The 21,502-nt window shown below is 43.5% G+C and carries 15 protein-coding genes and 1 pseudogene; 13 read left to right on the forward strand and 3 right to left on the reverse strand.

All coding sequences use genetic code 11. The features are described 5' to 3' along the window. Positions 1-41: 41 nt before the first annotated feature. Entirely contained in the window at positions 42-1,571 is a 1,530-nt protein-coding gene (locus tag ACVBDU_RS19080; RefSeq protein ID WP_447181321.1) for a RagB/SusD family nutrient uptake outer membrane protein, read from the forward strand. On the opposite strand, the pseudogene ACVBDU_RS19085 reads toward ACVBDU_RS19080, so the two are convergent. Continuing rightward, positions 1,568-1,832 (reverse strand): annotated as a pseudogene (locus ACVBDU_RS19085) (hypothetical protein); the annotation flags it as partial. The gene ACVBDU_RS19080 and the pseudogene ACVBDU_RS19085 sit on opposite strands and share 4 nt — an antisense overlap. Positions 1,833-1,878: 46 nt before the next feature. Then, the gene (locus ACVBDU_RS19090) at positions 1,879-2,910 is read right to left on the reverse strand and encodes a hypothetical protein (RefSeq protein ID WP_447181322.1); all 1,032 of its coding nucleotides are present in this window, start codon (positions 2,908-2,910) and stop codon (positions 1,879-1,881) included. A gap of 713 nt (positions 2,911-3,623) precedes the next feature. On the opposite strand from ACVBDU_RS19090, the gene ACVBDU_RS19095 reads away from it, so the two are divergent. The 7 genes from ACVBDU_RS19095 (at position 3,624) to ACVBDU_RS19125 (ending at position 15,792) form a co-directional block, all read left to right on the forward strand. Next, the gene (locus tag ACVBDU_RS19095) at positions 3,624-5,105 is read left to right on the forward strand and encodes an aldehyde dehydrogenase family protein (RefSeq protein ID WP_447181323.1); all 1,482 of its coding nucleotides are present in this window, start codon (positions 3,624-3,626) and stop codon (positions 5,103-5,105) included. 519 nt (positions 5,106-5,624) lie between these two features. Continuing rightward, positions 5,625-6,842 (forward strand): FecR family protein, encoded by a 1,218-nt coding sequence (locus tag ACVBDU_RS19100; protein ID WP_447181324.1) that lies wholly within the window; start codon positions 5,625-5,627, stop codon positions 6,840-6,842. A 135-nt stretch (positions 6,843-6,977) separates the two neighbouring features. Beyond that, positions 6,978-8,024: a glycosyl hydrolase family 18 protein gene (locus ACVBDU_RS19105; protein WP_447181325.1), complete on the forward strand. Its 1,047-nt coding sequence runs from the start codon at positions 6,978-6,980 to the stop codon at positions 8,022-8,024. Positions 8,025-8,226: 202 nt separating this feature from the next. After that, on the forward strand, positions 8,227-11,391 hold the full coding sequence (locus ACVBDU_RS19110; protein ID WP_123217873.1) for a SusC/RagA family TonB-linked outer membrane protein: 3,165 nt from the start codon (positions 8,227-8,229) through the stop codon (positions 11,389-11,391). Between the two features lie 36 nt (positions 11,392-11,427). After that, entirely contained in the window at positions 11,428-12,960 is a 1,533-nt protein-coding gene (locus tag ACVBDU_RS19115) for a RagB/SusD family nutrient uptake outer membrane protein (RefSeq protein ID WP_123217872.1), read from the forward strand. Positions 12,961-13,056: 96 nt separating this feature from the next. Further along, entirely contained in the window at positions 13,057-14,514 is a 1,458-nt protein-coding gene (locus tag ACVBDU_RS19120; RefSeq protein ID WP_123217871.1) for an alpha-L-fucosidase, read from the forward strand. Positions 14,515-14,844: 330 nt separating this feature from the next. Next, a complete protein-coding gene (locus ACVBDU_RS19125; protein WP_206363292.1) occupies positions 14,845-15,792 on the forward strand; it encodes an endo-beta-N-acetylglucosaminidase H in 948 nt (315 codons plus the stop codon). A 467-nt stretch (positions 15,793-16,259) separates the two neighbouring features. On the opposite strand, the gene ACVBDU_RS19130 is transcribed toward ACVBDU_RS19125, so the two are convergent. After that, a complete protein-coding gene (locus tag ACVBDU_RS19130; protein ID WP_123217875.1) occupies positions 16,260-16,955 on the reverse strand; it encodes a YiaD family glycine zipper/OmpA-like lipoprotein in 696 nt (231 codons plus the stop codon). 705 nt (positions 16,956-17,660) lie between these two features. On the opposite strand from ACVBDU_RS19130, the gene ACVBDU_RS19135 reads away from it, so the two are divergent. From ACVBDU_RS19135 to ACVBDU_RS19155, 5 genes are all read left to right on the forward strand, one after another. Continuing rightward, positions 17,661-18,083 carry a hypothetical protein gene (locus ACVBDU_RS19135; protein ID WP_123217869.1) on the forward strand — a complete coding sequence of 141 codons (423 nt, stop codon included), beginning with the start codon at positions 17,661-17,663 and terminating at the stop codon, positions 18,081-18,083. 90 nt (positions 18,084-18,173) lie between these two features. Next, positions 18,174-18,740 (forward strand): RNA polymerase sigma factor, encoded by a 567-nt coding sequence (locus ACVBDU_RS19140; RefSeq protein WP_447173690.1) that lies wholly within the window; start codon positions 18,174-18,176, stop codon positions 18,738-18,740. Between the two features lie 127 nt (positions 18,741-18,867). Continuing rightward, positions 18,868-19,071 carry a hypothetical protein gene (locus tag ACVBDU_RS19145; RefSeq protein WP_123217867.1) on the forward strand — a complete coding sequence of 68 codons (204 nt, stop codon included), beginning with the start codon at positions 18,868-18,870 and terminating at the stop codon, positions 19,069-19,071. After that, positions 19,052-19,888: a mechanosensitive ion channel family protein gene (locus ACVBDU_RS19150; protein ID WP_170164580.1), complete on the forward strand. Its 837-nt coding sequence runs from the start codon at positions 19,052-19,054 to the stop codon at positions 19,886-19,888. The genes ACVBDU_RS19145 and ACVBDU_RS19150 overlap by 20 nt, the downstream gene beginning before the upstream one ends. A 430-nt stretch (positions 19,889-20,318) precedes the next feature. Then, positions 20,319-21,502: phage tail-like protein (locus ACVBDU_RS19155; protein ID WP_514372389.1), on the forward strand; the 1,184-nt coding region annotated here is incomplete at its 3' end.

Raw genomic sequence — 21,502 nt, forward strand, 5'->3', positions numbered from 1 at the left:
GGGTAATCCTCTATGGGCATAATAAAAATAAATACAAACCGATGAACATATACAAACTTATAGCCGTTGTTATTATAGCAGGAGTTTTTACAGGTTGTAATGACTTTTTGGATGAACCGCCTTCCAAAACATCTGGCGTAGTTCCTGAAACCGTGGAAGACCTGGAAAGTCTGTTAAACAATTACGGAGATTTTGCTGAAGAGGAAATAGCCTATGAACTGGTATGCGGAACAGATGATTATGGCCTGTTTACAGCATTATACGATGCCCAACCCAATTACATATACTCAATTGACGAGGTGCAATATGCTACGTGGGAACGGGAGGAGGTAAGCCGTATAAATACACGGTTTTACTGGGAGACCGAATGGAAGAAAATATTTACAGCAAACCTGGTTCTGTTCTATCTTGAGAGGGTAAGGGGTAGTGAGGACAGGAAACAACAGCTTAAGGTGGAAGCACATTTCATACGGGCATATAGCTACTTTCAACTGGCTCAGGTGTATTGCCTGCCTTATTCGGAAACCAATAAGGAAGAACTGGGGCTCCCGATCAAAGAAACCATCAGTTTTGAAGAACCGGTAGCCCGGGCCACTCTTGATGAAACCTGGGATTTTATCGATGCAGACCTCAAGGAAGCCCTGACTTTAGCCACCTCCCTGGATAAGATCAATAACAAAAACCGGACATGGAGAGCCAGCCAGCCAGCGGTTTATGCTTTTGCAGCCCGGTACTACCTGTCGTCATACAATTATATCAGGGCACAGCAATATGCTGAGGAGGCCCTGGGGATGTACAACCGGTTAAGAAATTACAATACCGAGATGCATTATTCGGATGTGGTTAGGGAAGTGACCATTTTTGATCCGGATACCGTTACCATCAGGTTAAAATTTCCTTATACGGCCGATAGCAACCAAGGACAGGATCCCACTCATTTATTGGAATGGGGGGAGTTTTATTATTTAAGATATTTACGTAATGGTTCAAGCAATATTCCGTCCCCGGAATTGCTGGACCTTTATGACCCTAGGTATGACCTGAGGTATAAATATCACATGGTAGAAGATTATTCCTATGAACTTGGAACCACAAATTATAGTTACCCGGGTTACTTTTTTTTTAACACCTATATCCCTAACGGTCCTTCGGTTCCTGAAATGCTCCTTACCAAAGCAGAATGCCAGATCCGCCAGGGTTCCTGGCAGGAGGGCCTGGAGACACTCAACGAACTCAGGGAGGCCAGGATGGATGCGGATGCGCCGGCCGGAGTCAAATACCTCAGTGCAGCTTCTCAACAGGAAGCAGTAGTTAAGCTTACCGAAGAACGCCGCAGGGAAATGCCTTTTGTGACCCGCTGGTTTGATGTGCGGCGTTACAACAATAATGATGACCCTTCGGATGATGTTGTGATGACACGGACTTTTTATCCGTATAATGCATCTACCATACTGGATCATGAGTCCCCGGTGCACTATACCCTGGAAAAACATTCGAGGAAGTTTGCCTGCCCGATCCCGAATGCGGATATCATGGCTTCGAACGGGGTGCTAAAACAAAATGAATACTAAATAACCTGCGTTTCCAGTTTTTCAATAAAATTATCGGGTTGGAAAGCCATAACGAATAGTATTAGCTTGATGACAAACCCTTTCGGGGTTACGGCATTTATATGTTTTGACATCAGGGACGGGTAATCAGGCTGATACTGGTTTCTATACGTTCTCTCATGTATTCTTTGATAGGGGAAGGTACATCTCCACAGGGATTCCATTCTCTGTTGTGACCAGTTGGACTTTTAGCACATAGAAATACTTCCGCTTGCCATTATTCTTCTTATTAGCTAACCCCTTTATGTTTACCGCCTTTCTTGACCAGTTACTGTTCTACAAATACGCTCATAGCACCGGTAACAGGGGCGGAAAAAGTGGTATCAACCTCAACTAATTGAATGGGATCGCCATTTTTCCAGAGCATGGCTACATCCTTATCGTTTTCTTCATTAACTTTAGTTCCTGCCACGTAAACATCGGTGCCCGAAACAGTTACTGACCGGGCTTGAGATTCCCTCCCATCAGTAAGCTGTTGAGATTCATCATTTTTCCAAAGCATTGCTGCGCTTACGTCGTTCTTATGGTCGTATGCAAATCCGGCGACATACACATCGCTGCCTGATACGGCTACTGACAAAGCCTTACCTCCATGAGCTTTAACTTGAGCATTGCCATTCACCCATAGCTTGGCTAGATAGTTACTACTATGAACATCAGTTTCAAACCCCGCCACATACACATCACTGCCCGAAACGGCTACTGACGATGCCTGAGCTTCCTGTGTCCCATCGGTAAGGGCTTGAGGTTTGCCGTTTTTCCAAAGTATTGCTATTGTTTCTGTTTTGACGGATTTACGTAGATATCCGGCGACATACACATCGCTGCCTGATACGGCTACTGACAATGCCTGAGCTCTCTGTGTCCCATCGGTAAGAGTCTGAGGTTCGCCGTTTACCCATAACATGGCTTTACCATTGTTCTCCCCTGCCACATACACATCGCTGCCCGAAACGGCTACTGACGAAGCTACAGCACGTTGTGTTCCATCAGTAAGAGCCTGAGCTTTGCCGTTTACCCATAACATGGCTTTACCATTGTTCTCCCCTGCCACATATACGTTGCCGTCCGAAACAGTTACTGATTGGGCTGCAGCTCCTGTTTCGCCATTGGTAAGATATTGAGGTCCATAATTTTTCCACAACATGGCTACATTATCTTTATATCCGGCAACGTACACCTTAGCTTCGTCAGGCTCCGTAGGTTCGCCTGGTGGGATGTCTATGTATTCACAGCTCATCATTGTAAAAAACAAAAAGACGGCCGTACAGATTCTCAATACAGTGTTTTGCGTTTTCATATCATTTTCGGTTTTAGTTTAAAAATTATAATAAGGCTATCTAATGTTATTGTAGAGAGAAATTTATATTATATTTTTGATGAAAAACTTTCTTTTAAAGAAAGAAAAAATATCATAACAAACATAGGTTTTTTTTATTAAAAAATAGTAAGCGTTTGAAATCCATTGATTTTCAATTGATTTTTTTATTTCTTTGATGTTTTGTAACCAAAATAAGTAAGGGGCTATTTTACAGGGGGGGCGAGTGGAGATATGCTAAGAATCTATAATATTTCGTAGATTCTCCATTTTGTTTTTAGCGTGTTTGCTATGATGACCATATTCACAAAAATCATAACAAGAGTCTGTTGCCATACCATTTTGTACCTACATGTTCCTACCGCAGGGGGCTTTGCTCTGTCACGACACCTACTAAGACCAACGGAAGGTCTTCCAAACACTACAAGGTTCAAAGATTTACAACTCATCTCCCTGGCATTGGAAAGGAGAAAAACAAAAAGAACCCGGACGACATTAAGTCACGTTAAATTAATTTTTGTCACCCGTTTCTGATCTTTTATAATATCTAATAATAGAGGATGCGGTTATGAATGAGATCACCGGGCGGAAAAAGCGTCGTCTTATAGTGGCAGGAGCACCTCGAAGGTGGACATTGTCTGTATAGAATTATTTTCCCGGCCACAATATTGAGAGAAGAAACAAAAAGGTAAGTTATGGATTCATTTACTTCGATAGAAAATATAGACAAAATCGTAAAACAGGCCCATCAGGCGTATTTGCGGTATAAAAATAAGCATGTCAAAGATCGTGCTTATTTACTGCATAGTATAGCCAGTGAGATCGAAAACTCAGATGAAGAAATCATTTCAATAGCACATCAGGAAACACACCTTCCGAAAGAGACCCTGCGAGCTGAAAAGAGCTGGTTGGTAGAAGCGTGGAGAGAGAATGCGGAAGCCCTGTTGTCGGGCCATGTATTGGATATCCGTATCGATACGAAGGTGCATGGTTCGGATTATGAGGGTTACGACCTCAGAACGATCGGGAAGGGCTTGGGTACGGTAGCTGTTTTTGGAGCCAGTAACTGGCCTTTTGCATTTTCAACCGCCGGGGTTGACACTTCAGCGGCATTCGCCGCCGGATGCGCTGTTGTTGTGAAAGCACATGCTGCACATCCGAAAACGAGTGTTTACATGGAACAGGTTATTAAAACAACTTTAGAAAAAGCAGGTTATCCCAAGGGGCTTTTCGGACAGATTTTTTCCAATAGGAATGCGGGAGGACAATACCTGGTAAAGCACAAATTAATCAAAGCTGTCGGCTTTACGGGATCCGTTTCCGGGGGTAGGGCCATTTACGATACGGCCGGCAAAAGAGCGGAACCTATCCCTGTATTTGCAGAAATGGGAAGCGTAAACCCTGTTTTTGTATTGCCGGCATACTGGAAAAATAATGCGGCTGCATTTGCGCAACGGTTTAAAGATTTTTTAACGGATAAAGCAGGTCAGTACTGCACCAATAACGGAGTATTAATTGTCCCTGAAACCGAAGAGTTCAATTCTTTTTCAGCAGCTTTGCAAAATGAATTAAAGGCAATGGAACCTCAGGCATTATTAACGGATAGTATTGCAGATTCCTTCAGAAGGGGAAAAGCGGCAGCCTTGAATGTCGATCAGGTGGAGATTTTGGCACAAGGGAAACCGGGAGACGGAATTTCAGTGGAATCTATTGTGTTAAAAACCAACACGCCGGTATTTTTGGCCAATGAAAATCTCTCCGAAGAAGTTTTTGGAACGTTTTCTATTGTGGTTACGTATAAAAATGAAGACGAACTGGCTGCTTTGTCCCAACATTTTGCCAGTCAATTAACGGCATGCATATTTGCAGAAAAACAGGATTTGCATAAGTATCAAGCACTCGTTGAAACCGTGTCCGATATGGCCGGTAGGTTAATGTTAAACAACTTCTCCAATGGTGTCCGGCTACTTTATGCAACGCAGCATGGAGGTGGCTATCCGGCAACGAGCGATAGTAGGTTTACTGCTGTCGGGCCCTTCTCTATTAAACGGTTTTTGAAACCGGTTACTTACCAAAACTGGGATCTGGATTATTTGCCAATGGAATTGCAGAATAAAAACCCATTGGGTTTGTGGCGTATCATAAATGGTGAGCCCACAAGAAATGCAATAAGATAGTTGTAGTTATTAAATCCCATTAAATTGGTTTTATTCCCCGATGCTCTGCATCGAAATGAGCTAAGGTTTGCTCGTTTGAATATCTCGCGGGCTTGCCCCGAGATAGTTGATTTATTGAACTACTAAGTTATTGATTTTACGTGATGTTGCCTGAATAACTCAGTAACTTAATAACCCGGTAACTAAAGAGCAATCTCATTTGTTTAACTCAGTGCGGATACAATAGATTGAGAAGTAAATATTATAACGGAATTGTGTGTGAGATTACTTTCATTGACTGTTTTGTGCCGTAACAAAACCCTGAAAGTTGGCCAGACTCTAAAAAAAACGGGCTTTTTCTTTTTCCGATACTGGCTACAAAAAACTCGGGAAGCATAATTAAAGACTGGCGGGGTATGCTTTTGGTTATGATTTATACTTTCCTGTTATACGGGTAAATGACTTCCTTCTGAAAGATTCACGTTAATTTTTGTCACCTGATATTAAGAAATTGTAATATATAAAATAGACGATAGGGTCATGGATAAGATCACCGACGACATATTGGAGCTGATAGCGGCCTATACCACGGGAGAGATCGGGGCGGATGAATTCTGGACCTTGACGTCATGGATAGAGGAGAGCGAGGAAAACAGGCGCGCCTTTAAGGCTTACCGGTATGCATACAAGACATGGCAGAAGGCCGGCTTTGAGGATAACCTGGATAAAGGAGCCTCCTGGAACCGGCTGATTTCCAAACTGAAAAGGCCGTTTGAACCTGTGCAGGTACATAAACAGCCTGTGGATCACCCCGGGAAGCCACGCTTTATTTCCCGGTATATAAAATATGCGGCAGTAGCAGTTATCTTACTATTGTTATCCATAGGATTTGTCTTTAAAGAAAGCATTTTTAACGGTTTTTCGGTTAAGAATACGGAGATAGTTACCCCGATTACCCCCGGAGGGAACAAAGCGGTCCTTACCCTGGAAGACGGAGAAGATATTGTTCTTGAGGAAGGTCGTCCATACACTACGGGCAAAGCGAAAAGCAATGGCAAACGTCTTGCGTATACGGAGGGGACATCGGTTTCCGGGTCGGAGACGGTGTATAACTATCTAACAGTTCCGAGAGGAGGACAGTTTTACGTACAGCTCTCTGACAGTACGGGGATATGGTTGAACTCGGAGACCCGGATAAAATACCCGGTATCGTTTACAAAAGGCCGTCCCCGTGAAGTGGAGTTGGTCTACGGGGAGGCTTATTTCGAGGTATCACCCGCTGCCAGACACGATGATACCCCCTTCAGGGTGCATACCCGGAAACAGGTGGTAGAAGTCCTGGGCACGGAATTTAACATTCAGGGTTATCGTGAAGAAGGCCGGGTGCTGACCACTTTGGTGGAGGGGAAGGTCAGCATAAGCAATGGGGCTTTAACAAGGACAATTTTTCCGGGGCAACAGTCCGTGGTAGAGGATGGTAAGGAAACTCTGGTGGTAACTGCGGTAAATGTAACTAACAAGATAGCCTGGAAAAACGGCCAGTTTATGTTTGAGGATATGAGACTGGAAGCGATGATGCGTATTCTTTCGCGCTGGTACGACCTGGAAGTGAAGTTTGAAGATACCAGTAAAAGGGATATGGTATTTTCGGGGGTTTTAAACCGCTCCGAAAGTGTCACTGTTTTGTTGGAAAAGATAGAGCGTGTAGGCGCGGTCAGTTTTCATTTAGAGGATAAGAAAACCCTTGTTATAAGGTGAAAATAGAACGAAACACCCTCTTTTATTTGGAAAGAAATAAGAGAAATAGAAAATAAGCGGTTATGTAGCCGGAAGAATTGTCGATATGGCTATAACGGTGAGAAAATCAATGAGAACCTTAAATGTATTTTTAGAATGAAAACAACTGATCTTTTTAAAAAAATACGGCGTCTTTTAATGACCACCGGAGTAGTATTAGCCACATTAGTAGCCTGTAATAATGATGATTTGATGAAGAACCCGGAAGTTAACCGGGAAAAGGAAAAGGATACTATCGTTAAGGAAAAAGAGAACGATACTATTGTTGAGGAGAGCAAACCCAGGTCACCTTTAAGTGTAGTATACATAGAAACTAAAAACAGCCTGCTGACCAATGTAGACTGCATTCGTATGGAAGACGGAAGCCCGGCCTTTGATATAGCGGTCATATTTGCCGGGAATATCAATTTGGATGCCGAAGGGAAGGCCGAAGTGAGATTAAATCCTGCTGTGACTAATCTCCTGGAAAATAATATTACTCATGTAAGACAACTCCAGGAAGCCGGGACCAAGGTGTTGCTGAGCATTCTGGGAAATTGGGACGAGGCAGGCTGGTCCTGTTTTGAAAGTTATGAAGATACCAAAGCCTATGCCGCAAGGGTCAGGGACGTGGTGGAAAGGTACGGACTTGATGGTATTGAGATTGACGATGAGTATTCCAAATGTCCCGATCAGAGCAACAACAGGTCATTAATATGGGCCTGTCATGCCATTCGGAAAGCTATGCCTGATAAGATTATAGCCAAAGCCCTGGGCGTTTACGGGCATGGGGCCCGGGAAGACCTCTCATATAAGTATAATGGTAAAAAGCTTTCCGACCTGCTCGATTATGGGTGGACCATGTCTTACTGGGCAGTTTCGAAAGCCGAAATAAATAATTACCTGGATAACGGGTTCTCCAAATCGCAACTGGGAGAGGGTATTGCGGTAAACCCGGATGCCGGTGCGAACAGCACCCCAAAAGTCAGTGCTGTTAAGGCCGCCGAATATGTGATAGATAATGACCTGGGGGTTCTTATGTTCTTTGAATTGAAATACAATTCCAATGGCGGAAATTATCTTACAGATGTATTTGATACGCTTTACGGACAACAAATCAGGATTTGCCCGGATGGCCTGAAAAACAGTAGCTACGGAAATTAGGAAGTTGACCTGGCTGTTTTGCTGTTGAAACTTCTGGGTTGATTTTTATCACTTGTTTTTGCCCATTTGTAATATCTGTAATGGAAGATGCGGTCATGGACAAGATCACGGTCATAATTTATGGTTCGGGTCACGTATATCTCGGGGAGATCATGGAAAACCCGAACAGTTTCTTCAACATTATTCACGTTAAAACCACTAAATGACAAGAAAAATTATGCGCCGGAAAACTCATTTTATATCTGTAAGAGAGCTTAAATCTTTACGCTTATTTTCAGTGATTATGTTATTGTTGTGTATGTTCTATCACGTGGCAGCAAAAACATCGAACAGCAATACCCTGATTGTGCAGGATGAAGTTCAAGAGACAGTCACTGGTACGGTCACTGATAAAAGTGGCACTCCTTTGCCGGGTGCATCGGTTGTAGTTAAAGGCACAACCACGGGGACTGAGACTGATTTTGACGGAAATTATTCTATAGAAGTCCCCTCAGATGCAACACTGGTATTCAGTTACCTGGGGTTCACCACAGTAGAAGAACCTGTAAACGGAACGTCTTCTGTAGATGTAAGCCTGGAAGAATCGGCCAGCCAGTTGGAACAGGTAGTTGTCATCGGATACGGGAACCAGAAGAAAGGAGCGGTAACTGGGGCGGTTTCGTCCATTTCGTCTGAAGAAGTCACTGCACTTCCCGCTCCCAGTTTTACCGAAGCCATGCAGGGGCGTATGCCGGGCGTGCAGGTCACGAATAATGGTGCTCCGGGAACGGATCCCATCGTCCGTATCAGGGGGATCGGCTCAGTCAGTTTTCCAGCCGATCCACTGTATGTGGTAGACGGTTATCCTGCGGGGTCATTAAAAGATTTTGACAATAATGATATAGCATCTATTTCGGTCTTAAAAGATGCCAGTGCAGCCGCCATATACGGATCAAGGGCGGCTAACGGGGTGGTTTTGATAACGACCAAGAAAGGAAGCTATACCGAAAAACCGGATGTGGAACTTCGCTCATATGCCGGTTTTTCACGGGTCACTAAAAGATTGAATTTGCTGAACCGCGAACAGTACATGCAATATGGGAAAATGCTCCTTGGAAACGCCGGAGCACCTTTCCCCAGCAGGTGGGATAACATGGATAAACCCATCTACCAGGGAGCCGGTCAGACCTATGCACAGACGGATACTGATTACCAGGATGCATTATTCAGGGATGGTTTCACAACCAATCACTACCTGGGCCTTAGAGGGGGCGGGGAAAAATCCAGGTTCTTTTCGTCTTTCGGATATTTTAAGCAGGAGGGTAGTATCATCGGAACAGGATATAAACGCTATAACGTAAGGATCAATTCGGATCATGATATCTATGACAGGGTCCATATCGGCCAGACCCTTACCGTGTCCACAGGCAACAGGCGAAATGAAGCCGTTTCGGGAGGCAGGTCGTTAATACAACATACCATTAGGGGAGTTCCCTATATCCCCATCTACGACCCAACCGTAAACGGAGGGTACCGGGCGCCGGATGCCGCCGACGCAACAGACCCGGATAATCCGGTCCGTGCCGCATTGATGGACCGCAATACCGACAGGAATGTAAGGATCTTCGGTACGGCCTCGATAGGCGTTGATATTACCGATGACCTGAAATACAAATTTATTGCAGGGGTAGATTGGTCCTACAACAGGAACAGCATTATTTTACCTATTTATTTTGACGGTTTCAGGGGCCGGGAAAAAAAGGAGGTCACAGATACGAGGGATACGTCAACAGGAACTTATTTTTCTAACCAGTTGAGCTATAAAAGATCTTTTGGAGATCACAATGTTGATGTGATAGCCATAGCCGAAAGACAAGATAATAAATACAGTAGCCTGAGCGGCTCCGGCCGTCTCGACAACAATAAACTGGATATCCTTACCGGTGCCACAGACCCGATCCTGAACAGTTCCAAAGGTGCAAATACCATTTATTCCTATGCCAGCCGTCTCAATTATGACTTTGACGGGCGTTACTTGTTCAGTGCCTCGATCCGGAGAGACGGTTCTTCCAGATTTGCCGGGGGTAAAAAATGGCAGTCATTCCCGGGAATCTCTGCGGGCTGGAATATAGCTGAAGAATCGTTTATGGCAAACTCCGGGATCTCTGAGCTAAAACTCCGCGGAAGCTGGGGAAAAGTAGGTTTTGAAGGTATCGGAGATTACGAAAGCCAGGCGGGGATTCAGAAAAATACCACGGCACTGTTTGGCGATGAAGTATTCCAAGGGGCTTATTTCGACAAACTTGCCAATGGCGAACTGGAATGGGAAGTCACTACCATGGTCAATGCCGGTGTGGATATAGGTCTTTTCAATAACAGGATGCAATTTTCTGCCGAATGGTACAACAGGAAGACCGACAACTTAATACTTGCCGTCCCCCTTCCTTCTTCCGCCGGGTATGCCGGGAGCACACTGGCCAATATCGGGGGGATGAAAAACTGGGGCCTTGAATTTCAGGGAACTTACTATTCAAACTACGATAACGAATTCAAATGGGATGTTTCGGCCAACCTGAGCTTATACCGAAACAATATTGTCAGCATGGCTACGGAAACTTCAACACTCTTTGCCGGGCAGAACTCAGATACTGGCGGCTTTGATATTACCCGTACATCGGTCGGAGACCCGATACAGCAGTTTTACGGATGGCAGGTGGAAGGTATATTCCGGAGCCAGGCCCAGATTGACGACTATAACAGCAGGAATCCCAATACGCCCTACCAGGAAAATGCAGCCCCCGGAGACCTGATCTTTAAAGACAATAACGACGATGGCACTATCACTCCTGAAGACAGGGCTATCATCGGTAATTTTATACCTGACTTCACCTACGGGATCAACTTTAATGCCGACTATAAGAACTTCTTCTTTAATATGTTCTGGAATGGCGTTCAGGGCAATGATGTATATAATGCTGCTAAAGTATACCGGGAAGGCGGACTCCGGTTATTCAATGCCGATGTTGCCGTTCTGGATGCCTGGACACTACAAAATACGGATACTAACATCCCCCGTATGATCAATGCGGACCCCAACGGGAATACACGTACTTCGGATCGATTTATCGAAGACGGATCCTATCTGCGGTTACAAACCGTTAAGATCGGGTACAGAATACCCGAAGAATGGCTGTCGCGCAATGGCAACAGGTTTATTTCCGGGCTCGAATTTTATCTTTCGGGGAGCAACCTGTTAACCATTACCGATTATTCGGGTTACGATCCCGAGATCGGATCGAGAAACAGCAATTTACTGACTCAAGGTATTGATTACGGACAATACCCCAGACCCAGCACCTTCCTTATCGGATTGAATGCCAAGTTCTAAATCAAAGGTTAACAGTTCAAAAAAAAGTTTAGACAGATGAAAAAAATAATCGCCACATTTCTCACAATCACCTTGCTTTTTACAGTCGGTGCATGTAGCTATGACGATCTGGACAAGACCGATCCGAACCAGTTGGCCGTGGACACGTACTACCAGAATGAAAGTGAATTGAATTCGGGCTTATATGCTATGTATGGTGTTATGTCCGGAGGCAACCTGTTTTCTAGGTATTATTGGTTCTTTAACGATATAAGGGCCGATGAGGTAAGTTCGGGCGGAGGGCAATTGGCCGCTGAATTCAACCAGGTGCTCAACGGCGCTCACGATGCTTCCAATCCGGTCAATACGGGCATGTGGAGAGGGTTATACCAGGTCATTCACCGGGCAAACATTATTATTAATAAAGTTCCTGAAGCAACGGAAGTGGATGAAAGCATCCGGAAAAAGATCATTGCGGAAGCACGTTGTGCACGGGGGTGGGCTTATTACGAGTTGGGAACAATCTGGGGGAGGGCCCCCATATACCTCACTTATGTCACCGATTTTTCGGAAACCAATCCCTTGAGTTCCCGGGGAGAAGTCCTGGGCCAGGCTGTCGAAGACCTTACGATAGCTTCCGAAGGTCTCAGTTTCAGCAAAAATGAAGACGGACGGATGTCCAAAGGCACAGCCCTGGCCTTATTGGGGCGGGTATATATGTTCACAGGAGATTATACCAAAGCCAAAGATGCTTTAGATCAAATCGTAGCTTCGGGAAATTACGCGCTGGTGGATGAATACGATGATAATTTCCAGGAAGAGAACGAATACAACAGCGAATCGGTGTGGGAGATCGGCTTTGCAAAAATAGGGGCTTATGACTGGTCAGACACCGGGGACGGAACAGGTAATGAAGCCAGCATCCATTCCCAGGAATATTCGGCCTATGGCTGGAGAAATATTATCCCTTCCCAAAAAATGCTGGATGAATTTGAAAGACCGGAAAACGGGGCTGAGAAGAGAGATCCCCGCATGGATAAAAACCTCTATTTCGTGGGCGATACCTTCAATAACGGAACGGAGGTCATCGAAAGTAGTAATATCAAGGGAAGTGCGCTGATATATAACGGTAAGGAAATGAAAATAAGCTGGAGAAAGCATTCCGCTATGTATAAAGTGAATCCCGGCGGATATTACGAATCCGGCATCAACCACAGGGTGATCCGGTATGCGGAAGTGCTTTTAAACCTTGCTGAATGCGAACTGGAGGCCGGAGATCAGAATAAGAGTGTGGAATACCTGAACATGATAAGACAAAGGCCCTCGGTAAACATGCCTTTATACCCAACATCAAAATACCCAACGGGGACCAAAGATGAGATATTTGCTGCTATCATGCATGAAAAAATGGTAGAACTGGCCAATGAACAGGTCAGGAACAGGGACCTCCTGAGATGGAGGGCCCAGGGAAAATTAAAAGAAGAGCCTTTGGACTACTATACGGACAGACACCAGTTTGTGCCAATCCCCCAACAGGAAATTGACAATAATGCCAAGATTACGGAAAGTGACCAGAACGCTGGGTATTAGATAATGAGAAGAAACTAAAAAACCAGAGGATTTGATTTTGCAGCTAATAGAATAACTCAAGACGAGTTAAATAAGTGAGCTAAAAAAAAGGAACAGATGAAAAACCTAATCATTTTTACAGCAATCAACCTCATATTACATTCTTGTAATACAACACCAAAAGAGATCTCTGCTCCCAAACTCGTAGGCCCTGTAACCTCGGAAACCCAACTGGCCTGGCAGGAGATGGAACTCAATGCCTTTATTCACTTTACCACCAATACCTTTACCGGGAAGGAGTGGGGTTACGGCGACGAAGACCCTTCGATCTTCAACCCTTCGGAAACCGATGTGGACCAATGGATCACTACGCTGAAAGAGGCCGGGATCAAAGGTGTTATTCTAACGGCGAAACACCACGACGGCTTTTGCCTGTGGCCCAGCCAATATACAGAACACTCCATAAAAAACAGTCCCTACAAGGACGGCAAGGGCGATCTGGTCAAAGAAGTTTCCGAAGCCTGTAAACGTCACGGGCTCAAATTCGGGGTCTACCTTTCTCCCTGGGACCGGAACCGGGCCGATTACGGGGAAGCTTCCTATATCGAGTACTACCGCAACCAGCTTAAAGAAATTTTTACCGCTTACGGCCCTGTCTTTGAAATGTGGTTTGACGGCACCAATGGCGGAGACGGTTACTATGGTGGTACCCAGGAAATCCGCAACATCGACAAACAAACCTATTACAACTGGCCTGCCACTCTCGACTTGGTACGCGAGTTGCAACCTTGTCCCCAAGTGCTCTTTTTCAGCGATGGCGGGCCGGATATCCGCTGGGTTGGTAATGAAAAAGGCCTGGCCGGAGAGACCAACTGGAACACCATCTCCAACGATACCCTCTATGCCGGTAAGGAGGGGATCAATGAATTGCTGAACACAGGTTCCGAGAATGGGAACCAATGGATCCCTGGCGAAGTGGATGTCTCTATCCGTCCGGGATGGTTTTATCACGAGGAGGAAGATTCCCTGGTAAAATCTGCCGAAAGGTTGTTTGAGATTTACCTCACTTCCGTAGGACGTGGTTCCAACCTGCTGTTGAACGTTCCCCCGGACCGGAGAGGCCTCATCCACGAAAACGATGTGGCCGCCCTCAGGGCCTGGCGAAAACTGATCGACGATACTTTCCGAACCAATCTGGCTGCCAATGCCCCCGCAACAGCCACCGCTTACCGGGGAGGCTTGCCCGATTATGCAGCTGCCTGTGTCACTGATGGAAATAAAAGCACCTACTGGGCTACGGATGATGGGGTTACCACGGCATCCGTGGAGATCGGCCTGGAGAAAGAACAATCGGTTTCTTATATCCTTATACAGGAATATATCCCCCTGGGGCAAAGAGTAAGATCCTTTACTGTAGAAGCCCGACAGGGAAATAGCTGGACAAAGATTGCCGAAGGTACCACTATAGGTTATAAGCGCATACTTAAAACTAGACCGCTCAACACAAGTCAAATACGGGTAAACATCACCGATGCCAGGGCCTGTCCGCTGATCTCCAATATTGAGGTATACTAAGAAACTGTCTTCTAAATTTTGTTTTTGGTCCCGATAGTTCGGGACGATAATTGCCGGGCGTATAAAAAAGGTCCGGGAGACCTTTTTAGCGAAGGGGCTGGCTGACGTGCGGACACCAAAACAGGTGTCTGCTCCCGAACCCGTAGGATCTTCGGGAGCAATGGGGCCTTAACAAAGACAATTTTTCCGGGGCAACAGTCCGTGGTAGAAGATTGAAAAGCAGGTATAGGGGTAACTGCGGTAAATGTAACCAAACTTTAAAGAGAGGTGACTTTTAGAAGAAAACCTCAAAATCGGTATAGTGAATTATATATAACCTTAAATAATTGTATGATGAAAACAAAATGGATTTTGGGACTGGTAATCTTTACGGGTCTTTTCGGGAGTTGTGATTTTCCTCTGGCGGGAGGCGAGCCTGGAGAAGCCGAACCGGACAGCAATGCCGTTAAAGACGGGCCTTTAAGTGTGGTATATGTGGAGGTGAATAACCATAACCTGCTCAATGTGGGGTCATATACACTCGAAGAAAGCGGAGCACAGTATTTTGACATGGCCATGATCTTTGCATCCAACATCAATTATGATGCAGACCGGAAAAAAACAGTGCTTTACCATAACCCCAATGTAACAGAGGTATTGAACAATAAAGAAAAATACATCAAGCCTTTGCAGGACAAGGGGATAAAAGTCTTGCTGTCAATATTGGGGAACCACCAAGGTGTAGGGTTTGCCAATTTTACCAGCCGTGCCGCCGCAAAAGACTTTGCCCAGCAATTGAGAAAGGCCGTGGAAGATTACGATCTGGACGGAATCGACTTTGACGATGAATGGGCAAAATACGGTACAAACGGCCAACCGGTGGCAAATGACAGTTCTTTTGTGATGTTGGTACAGGAAACACGTAAGTTGATGCCAAATAAAATCATAAGCCTATATGATATTGGCGAAGCGGCCCAGTATACCGAATGGAATGGCACCCGTGTTGGTGAGTTGATCGATTACAGTTGGCAGGCGTATTATGGTAGTTATGGTGCTCCTAGGATATCGGGACTTGAGGATAAAAACCGATTGGGCCCTGCAGCGGTTTGGATCAACCGACAACCTTATGATCCACTTGAAGCGGCAAACCTTGCCCGACGGACAATGGATGATGGTTACGGGATTTTCCTGCAGTATGATCTGAAACAGGAAAACGCGTCTTCGTATCTGTCGGCCATAGGACAGGAACTCTATGGAGAGAACGTAATCCTTTCCGGCGAAACCTATACTAAGGAATAGTTATAGCTGATTATCATAACAAAATGTTTTTACAACCGAGGACGGAGAAAGGCCCGTCCCTTGGTATAGATGTGATAAGAGATGATTTGTAAATAAAATTATACTCGAAAACACTTTTTGTTGAAAAAAGAAAAACCCCGTTTTTTGGCACTTTGGCCAGTTTTCGGGGTTTGGTTTTTTCAATTCACAAATTAACCTATTGAGTTATTTTAGCGAATGAGCCAGCCGGCGTAAGGGTGTTTTTGGCTTCAATCAATCTTTTTTAAACATACTTTTAATCACCTGAGTCTGTTGTTTATTATCAAGTTGATGTAATTCCATTACAGTTACTTTAGTTTCTATAAACTTTCAACAATAGGTTATTAAGCTATTGAGTTATTAAGTATTGACTAAATAACCAAATAACCCAATAACTTTGGCAATTTCATTGCCATTTCTAACCTCTCGACTTTCAAATCCAGAGTGGTTTAGTGTGCATTCTTCCTGGCTTCTTCCTTCAGCTTTTCATCGGCTATAATAGCGATCTCTACTCTTCGGTTTTTGGCCCTGCCATTTGCTGTGCTGTTGTCGTAACGGGGTTGGTCTTCACCGTACCATTTGGTGGTAAACCGGCCCGGGGAGATTCCCTGGTTTACGAGGTAATCGGTTACAGATTCTGCCCTGTGCCGGGAAAGGCCTGAATTATATTCTGCCCTTCCGGTATTATCGGTATGTCCTTCCACGAGAATAAGCGTGTGAGGGTATTCCTTAAAAATACCGGCAAGTTTGTTCAGGGTTGCTGCAGATGCCGGATTAAGGTTGTATTTGTTCGTAGCAAAATACACCCCGCTTTTCTCGTCGAAGGTTACATTGATCCCTTCTCCTGCCCGGGTCACTGTCGCCCCGGGAATCTCTTCTTCGATACGTTCGGCCTGGCGGTCCATACGGTTACCGATATATCTTCCGGCAACACCCCCTACAACAGCCCCGATAAGGGCTCCGAGGACAGAGTTCTTTTTATCCCCTACATTATTTCCTATAATACCGCCAATGGCAGCCCCTCCGGAAGCCCCTATCGCGGTTCCTTTGTCCCTGTTACTGGCATTCCTGACGGCGTCACACCCTGTTGTAAGAAGGGTTATGGCCAGAAGGCCGGCTCCTAATTTTCGCAATGAAGTTTTCATCATAATTGTCTTATTATATTTTTACTCGATTTAATTTTGAAGAATTGATGACCATGGTCACGGATTCTCCTTCCGTTTTTAAAAATAATTTTTGATCTGATCCTGCCTCTCCGTAAACCTTGTGTAAACCTTTGCAGCCTCCATGGTTAAATGTCGGCCACAAAGGACACAAAGAATGATAAGTAGGTCAATCATTAGAGTTTAAGTAAATGTAATTCGGTTATTACAAGTTATCAGGGAGGGATCTCATTCATACCGGAAGTATTATCACCAGCCCGATTTTCTGCGTCCAATAAATTTTTATTGTAAATAAGAGTTCTCAACAAATCTATTTTGCTTTCAAGAATCATATCGTATTGCCCCGCTGTTTATTTTCTTTTGAATTATCTGTATTCCAATAATCCAATAACACCAAAATCTTTTTTTGGTCACATGGAGTGACTTTTTTTTTAAGAAGGTGTTTCATTAAGTGAAAAAGAGTAAAAACATAGACTATACCAACAGGAGCTTTTTTAAGTATAACCAGTATCCGTGGGGTACAAACTTGATTTTAACCGATGTTCCTGGCTTGCTGAAGAGATAAAATTCGGACAGCCTCTTAGTCACCCGTTTTTCGTTTTTGTAATATATATAATACAAGAGAGTAAATAAAGAATAAAACTCATATAGTTTCTTAAATTTTATTAAAAGTCAAAATTATTCGGCATGGTAAAAAAAATAATTATAAACAATATGATTATTATGATTGCTTTCGTAATCGTTTCGTGTACTGAAGATGATGACGGGGGAAATAGAATAACAGGAGTTATCATTGGTTTCTGGGATTTGGATTACTATGTGGAAAATAGTGATCTGATAGAAGATATTAAGTGTAATGGACAGTTAGAGTACAGGTTTTTCAATAATGGAACATATACTTTGACCAGCTTTGCCGGGGATGATTTAAATAATTGCCAAAAAGCGGCAGTCCTTAACGGTACCTGGGAGTTTGTAGGGCGCGCAACTTTTGAACTGCTTGTTAACCGAAGTGAAAGCACGGAAGAGATCCGGCTTGTATTTCACAACAATTTTACGAAGTTTTCGATTGTACAATCTGCCGGTTTAACAGAAGTGCATAGCAGAAAATAAGGTTTTGAAAGTATCGCGGACTATTATTCTCACGGATATGCAATGACTACACTTTGCAATTCTGTTATTTTTAAAATGCATAGATCAAAGTTGGCAAACACAAAGACAGATAAGGAATCGGATTTCGAAATAGTGAAACGTATTGTAAACTATAAGGAGAAAAACCTGTATGCTATAATATACGACAGGTATGCAGATTTAATATACCATCGCTGTTACAGTTTTTGCGATACGGATGCTGAGGCCAAAGATCTGACCCAGGACATTTTCATAAAAGCCTATTTAAAATTGCACACTTTTACTGAAAATGTAAGTTTCAAAAGTTGGCTGTATACTTTGGCTTATAGGTTTTGTGTTAATTATATCAACAGGAATAAGGCAAAAAGAATAGAAAAACTTTCCGAAAATATTGACAATATCAATGAGCTTAAAATAGAGATTAGTGATGAGAACCTTTATAGTATGAGGGTATCCGGATTGGAAAAAGCCCTTAATCTTATTACACCAGAAGATAGAATGATCTTATTGTTAAAATATAGAGACGATGTTGCGATAAAAGAATTAGCTGAGAATTTAAAAATCGGGGAAAGCGCGGTTAAAATGCGGTTGAAAAGGGCAAAGTACAGGCTTGTGGATATGTATAAAAGCAATTTGTAAAAATGAAACCGACATGATTAAAATAATCTTTAAAGTACAACGACGCATGATTGTTTTTATTGTCGAATCTTCCCGGCAATTAGTTGGAGGTTCCATGTGACCATTGGAAAAAAAATAAAAAAAACACATGAAAAAAGAAAATCCTTTTAAAAAAATAGGAGGCCCTCTAAGAAAAGTTCCGGAAGACACAAAGGAAAATGTGATGAACAGTGTGGAATTAATAGAGCTTTTAAGAGATTTCTCCTCACTTTTTACAAGTAATTATACAGATACAATTTCAAGTTTATTTAAAACTAAAAACACAGATGAAGATGAATCAGACGATCAATAATTGGACAGATATAACTTTAAGTTCGCTTAATGATATAACATCAAAAATAGCCCAGATTCTGCCGAACATTTTGGGAGCATTACTCATTTTAGTGTTTGGCTGGCTATTGACAAAGCTTATGCTATTCCTTATAAAACGGTTTTTGAAAGTTATTGACCTGGAAGGTAAATTTAGGAAGCTGAAACAAAAAACCTTTTTAAATGGTATACCTTCGGAAATAAATATGACCAGGGCTATTTTGTCTGTGATCAAGTATACATTTTATATCGTTATCTTATCTGTTGTATTTAATGTTTTAGGCTGGGATTCCATTTCTGTGGAAGTCACCAAATTGCTGGCTTATTTACCCAAACTTTTCAGTGGTATTGCCATTTTTATTGCAGGCCTTTATATTGCAGGCTTTGTCAAACAAGGTATGCTCTCTCTTTCCGGGACTGTTAATTTGGCAGGGGGCAGGTTTATAAGTCAGGTCTCTTATTTTATCATATTGATAATAATATCAGTCACAGCCCTGAATCAGGCAGGAGTAGATACTACGGTAATTACGAATAATATCACCATTATTTTAGGAGCCTGCCTGTTAATTGTTACTTTGGCATTGGGCCTCGGGTCTAAAAATATTGTCGGCCAGTTATTGCAAACCTTCTATACAAAGAAGTATTTTAAAGTAGGGCAGTATGTAACGTTGGAAAACGGAGTTGAAGGAGAGATAGTGGCCATGGATAATATTTATGTAAGTATCGATATTAAAAATGAAATTTTAGTCATACCGATAAATAAATTTTCACAGGAATCAAACAAAATAAAGAAAGGTTAATATTTATAGTATACAGCATAGGGCATAGCCTCTTTTCTTACCTATAGCCACACTTCAAGGAGATTCTAACTCCTTAGCCTCCTGAGGTCTATGCCCTTTTTAATAGTCGGTAATACCAGGTGTGTACCGGGCGGTGACCTGCCTGTTTACAGTCCTGCTTCCCGGTACTTTTTTATACCGCTCAACTTTCCCCTGAAATTTCAAGTTAATTTTTGTCACCCGTTTTTGCCTTTTGGGTATAATGTAGTTACAAGGAGGCTATAAACTTGTATTTGATACCCAAATCTGAACCTGAATCCGGACTTAATCTGGTTGGGGGATTTTGTGTAGTAAAGATAAGAGTCCCTCATCCCTGTTGTTTTGGTTGAGGCTTTTTTGTGTGCGTAATCTAAATATTAATTGTTCTAAAAACTAATTTGAATCTAAACTTATGAGAAAAATCTACGCCTTAGCTTTTTTTCTGGTAGCAAGCTTTTATGGTCATGCCCAGGTAGGGATTGGTACTTCCATACCGGATAACTCTGCTCAATTGGATGTTGTAGCGGAAGATAAAGGGGTGCTGATTCCCAGGGTTGCCCTTAACGGAATCGTAGACCAGACTACAATTGCCAATGGTAATGTGGAGAGTTTACTAGTGTTTAACACGGCTGATACTGCCGATGTTAAACCCGGCTATTACTATTGGTATGACGGGCGCTGGCGCCGGGTGGTGTCGGCAGAAGATGTGATCAACGGAGACGTGCCGGACAACATTGTTATTTTTAATTCGGAAAATAACAGCTTTACCTACTTGGACGAGAGCGGCACCACGCAGGAGATCAACTTGGAAGAGTTGATCCGCCTGAACGAGACCGTGACTACCTTGGTAGACGAAGGTAACGGCACCTATACCTATACCAGTGAAGACAACACGGTCACTCTGATCGATGTTCCTTCTGATATTATCAAACAGATCACTAATAAGGAAGGCGATGTTTACAAAAGTATCACCAACCTGATCGAAGAGTCCGGTAATGGTAATGTGACCTTTAACGGGGACACCAACGAGTTTACCTATATCGACGAGAACGGAGAGGCGCAGACCATCAACCTGGACGAGCTGGTGAAGATGAACGAGAGCATCACGACCTTAACGGCTAATTCCGATGGTACCTATACCTATACCAGTGAAGACAACACGGTCACCCTGATCGACGTTCCTTCTGACATTATCGAACAGATCACTAATAAGGAAGGCGATGTTTACAAAAGCATCACCAACCTGATCGAAGAGTCTGGTAATGGTAATGTGACCTTTAACGGGGACACCAACGAGTTTACCTATATCGACGAGAACGGAGAGGCGCAGACCATCAACCTGGACGAACTGGTGAAGATGAACGAGAGTATCACGACCTTAACGGCTAATTCCGATGGCACCTATACCTATACCAGTGAAGACAACACGGTCACCCTGATCGACGTTCCTTCTGACATTATCAAACAGATCACTAATAAGGAAGGCGATGTTTACAAAAGCATCACCAACCTGATCGAAGAGTCCGGTAATGGTAATGTGACCTTTAACGGGGACACCAACGAGTTTACCTATATCGACGAGAACGGAGAGGCGCA

It is taken from the genome of Sinomicrobium endophyticum, assembly GCF_052983315.1.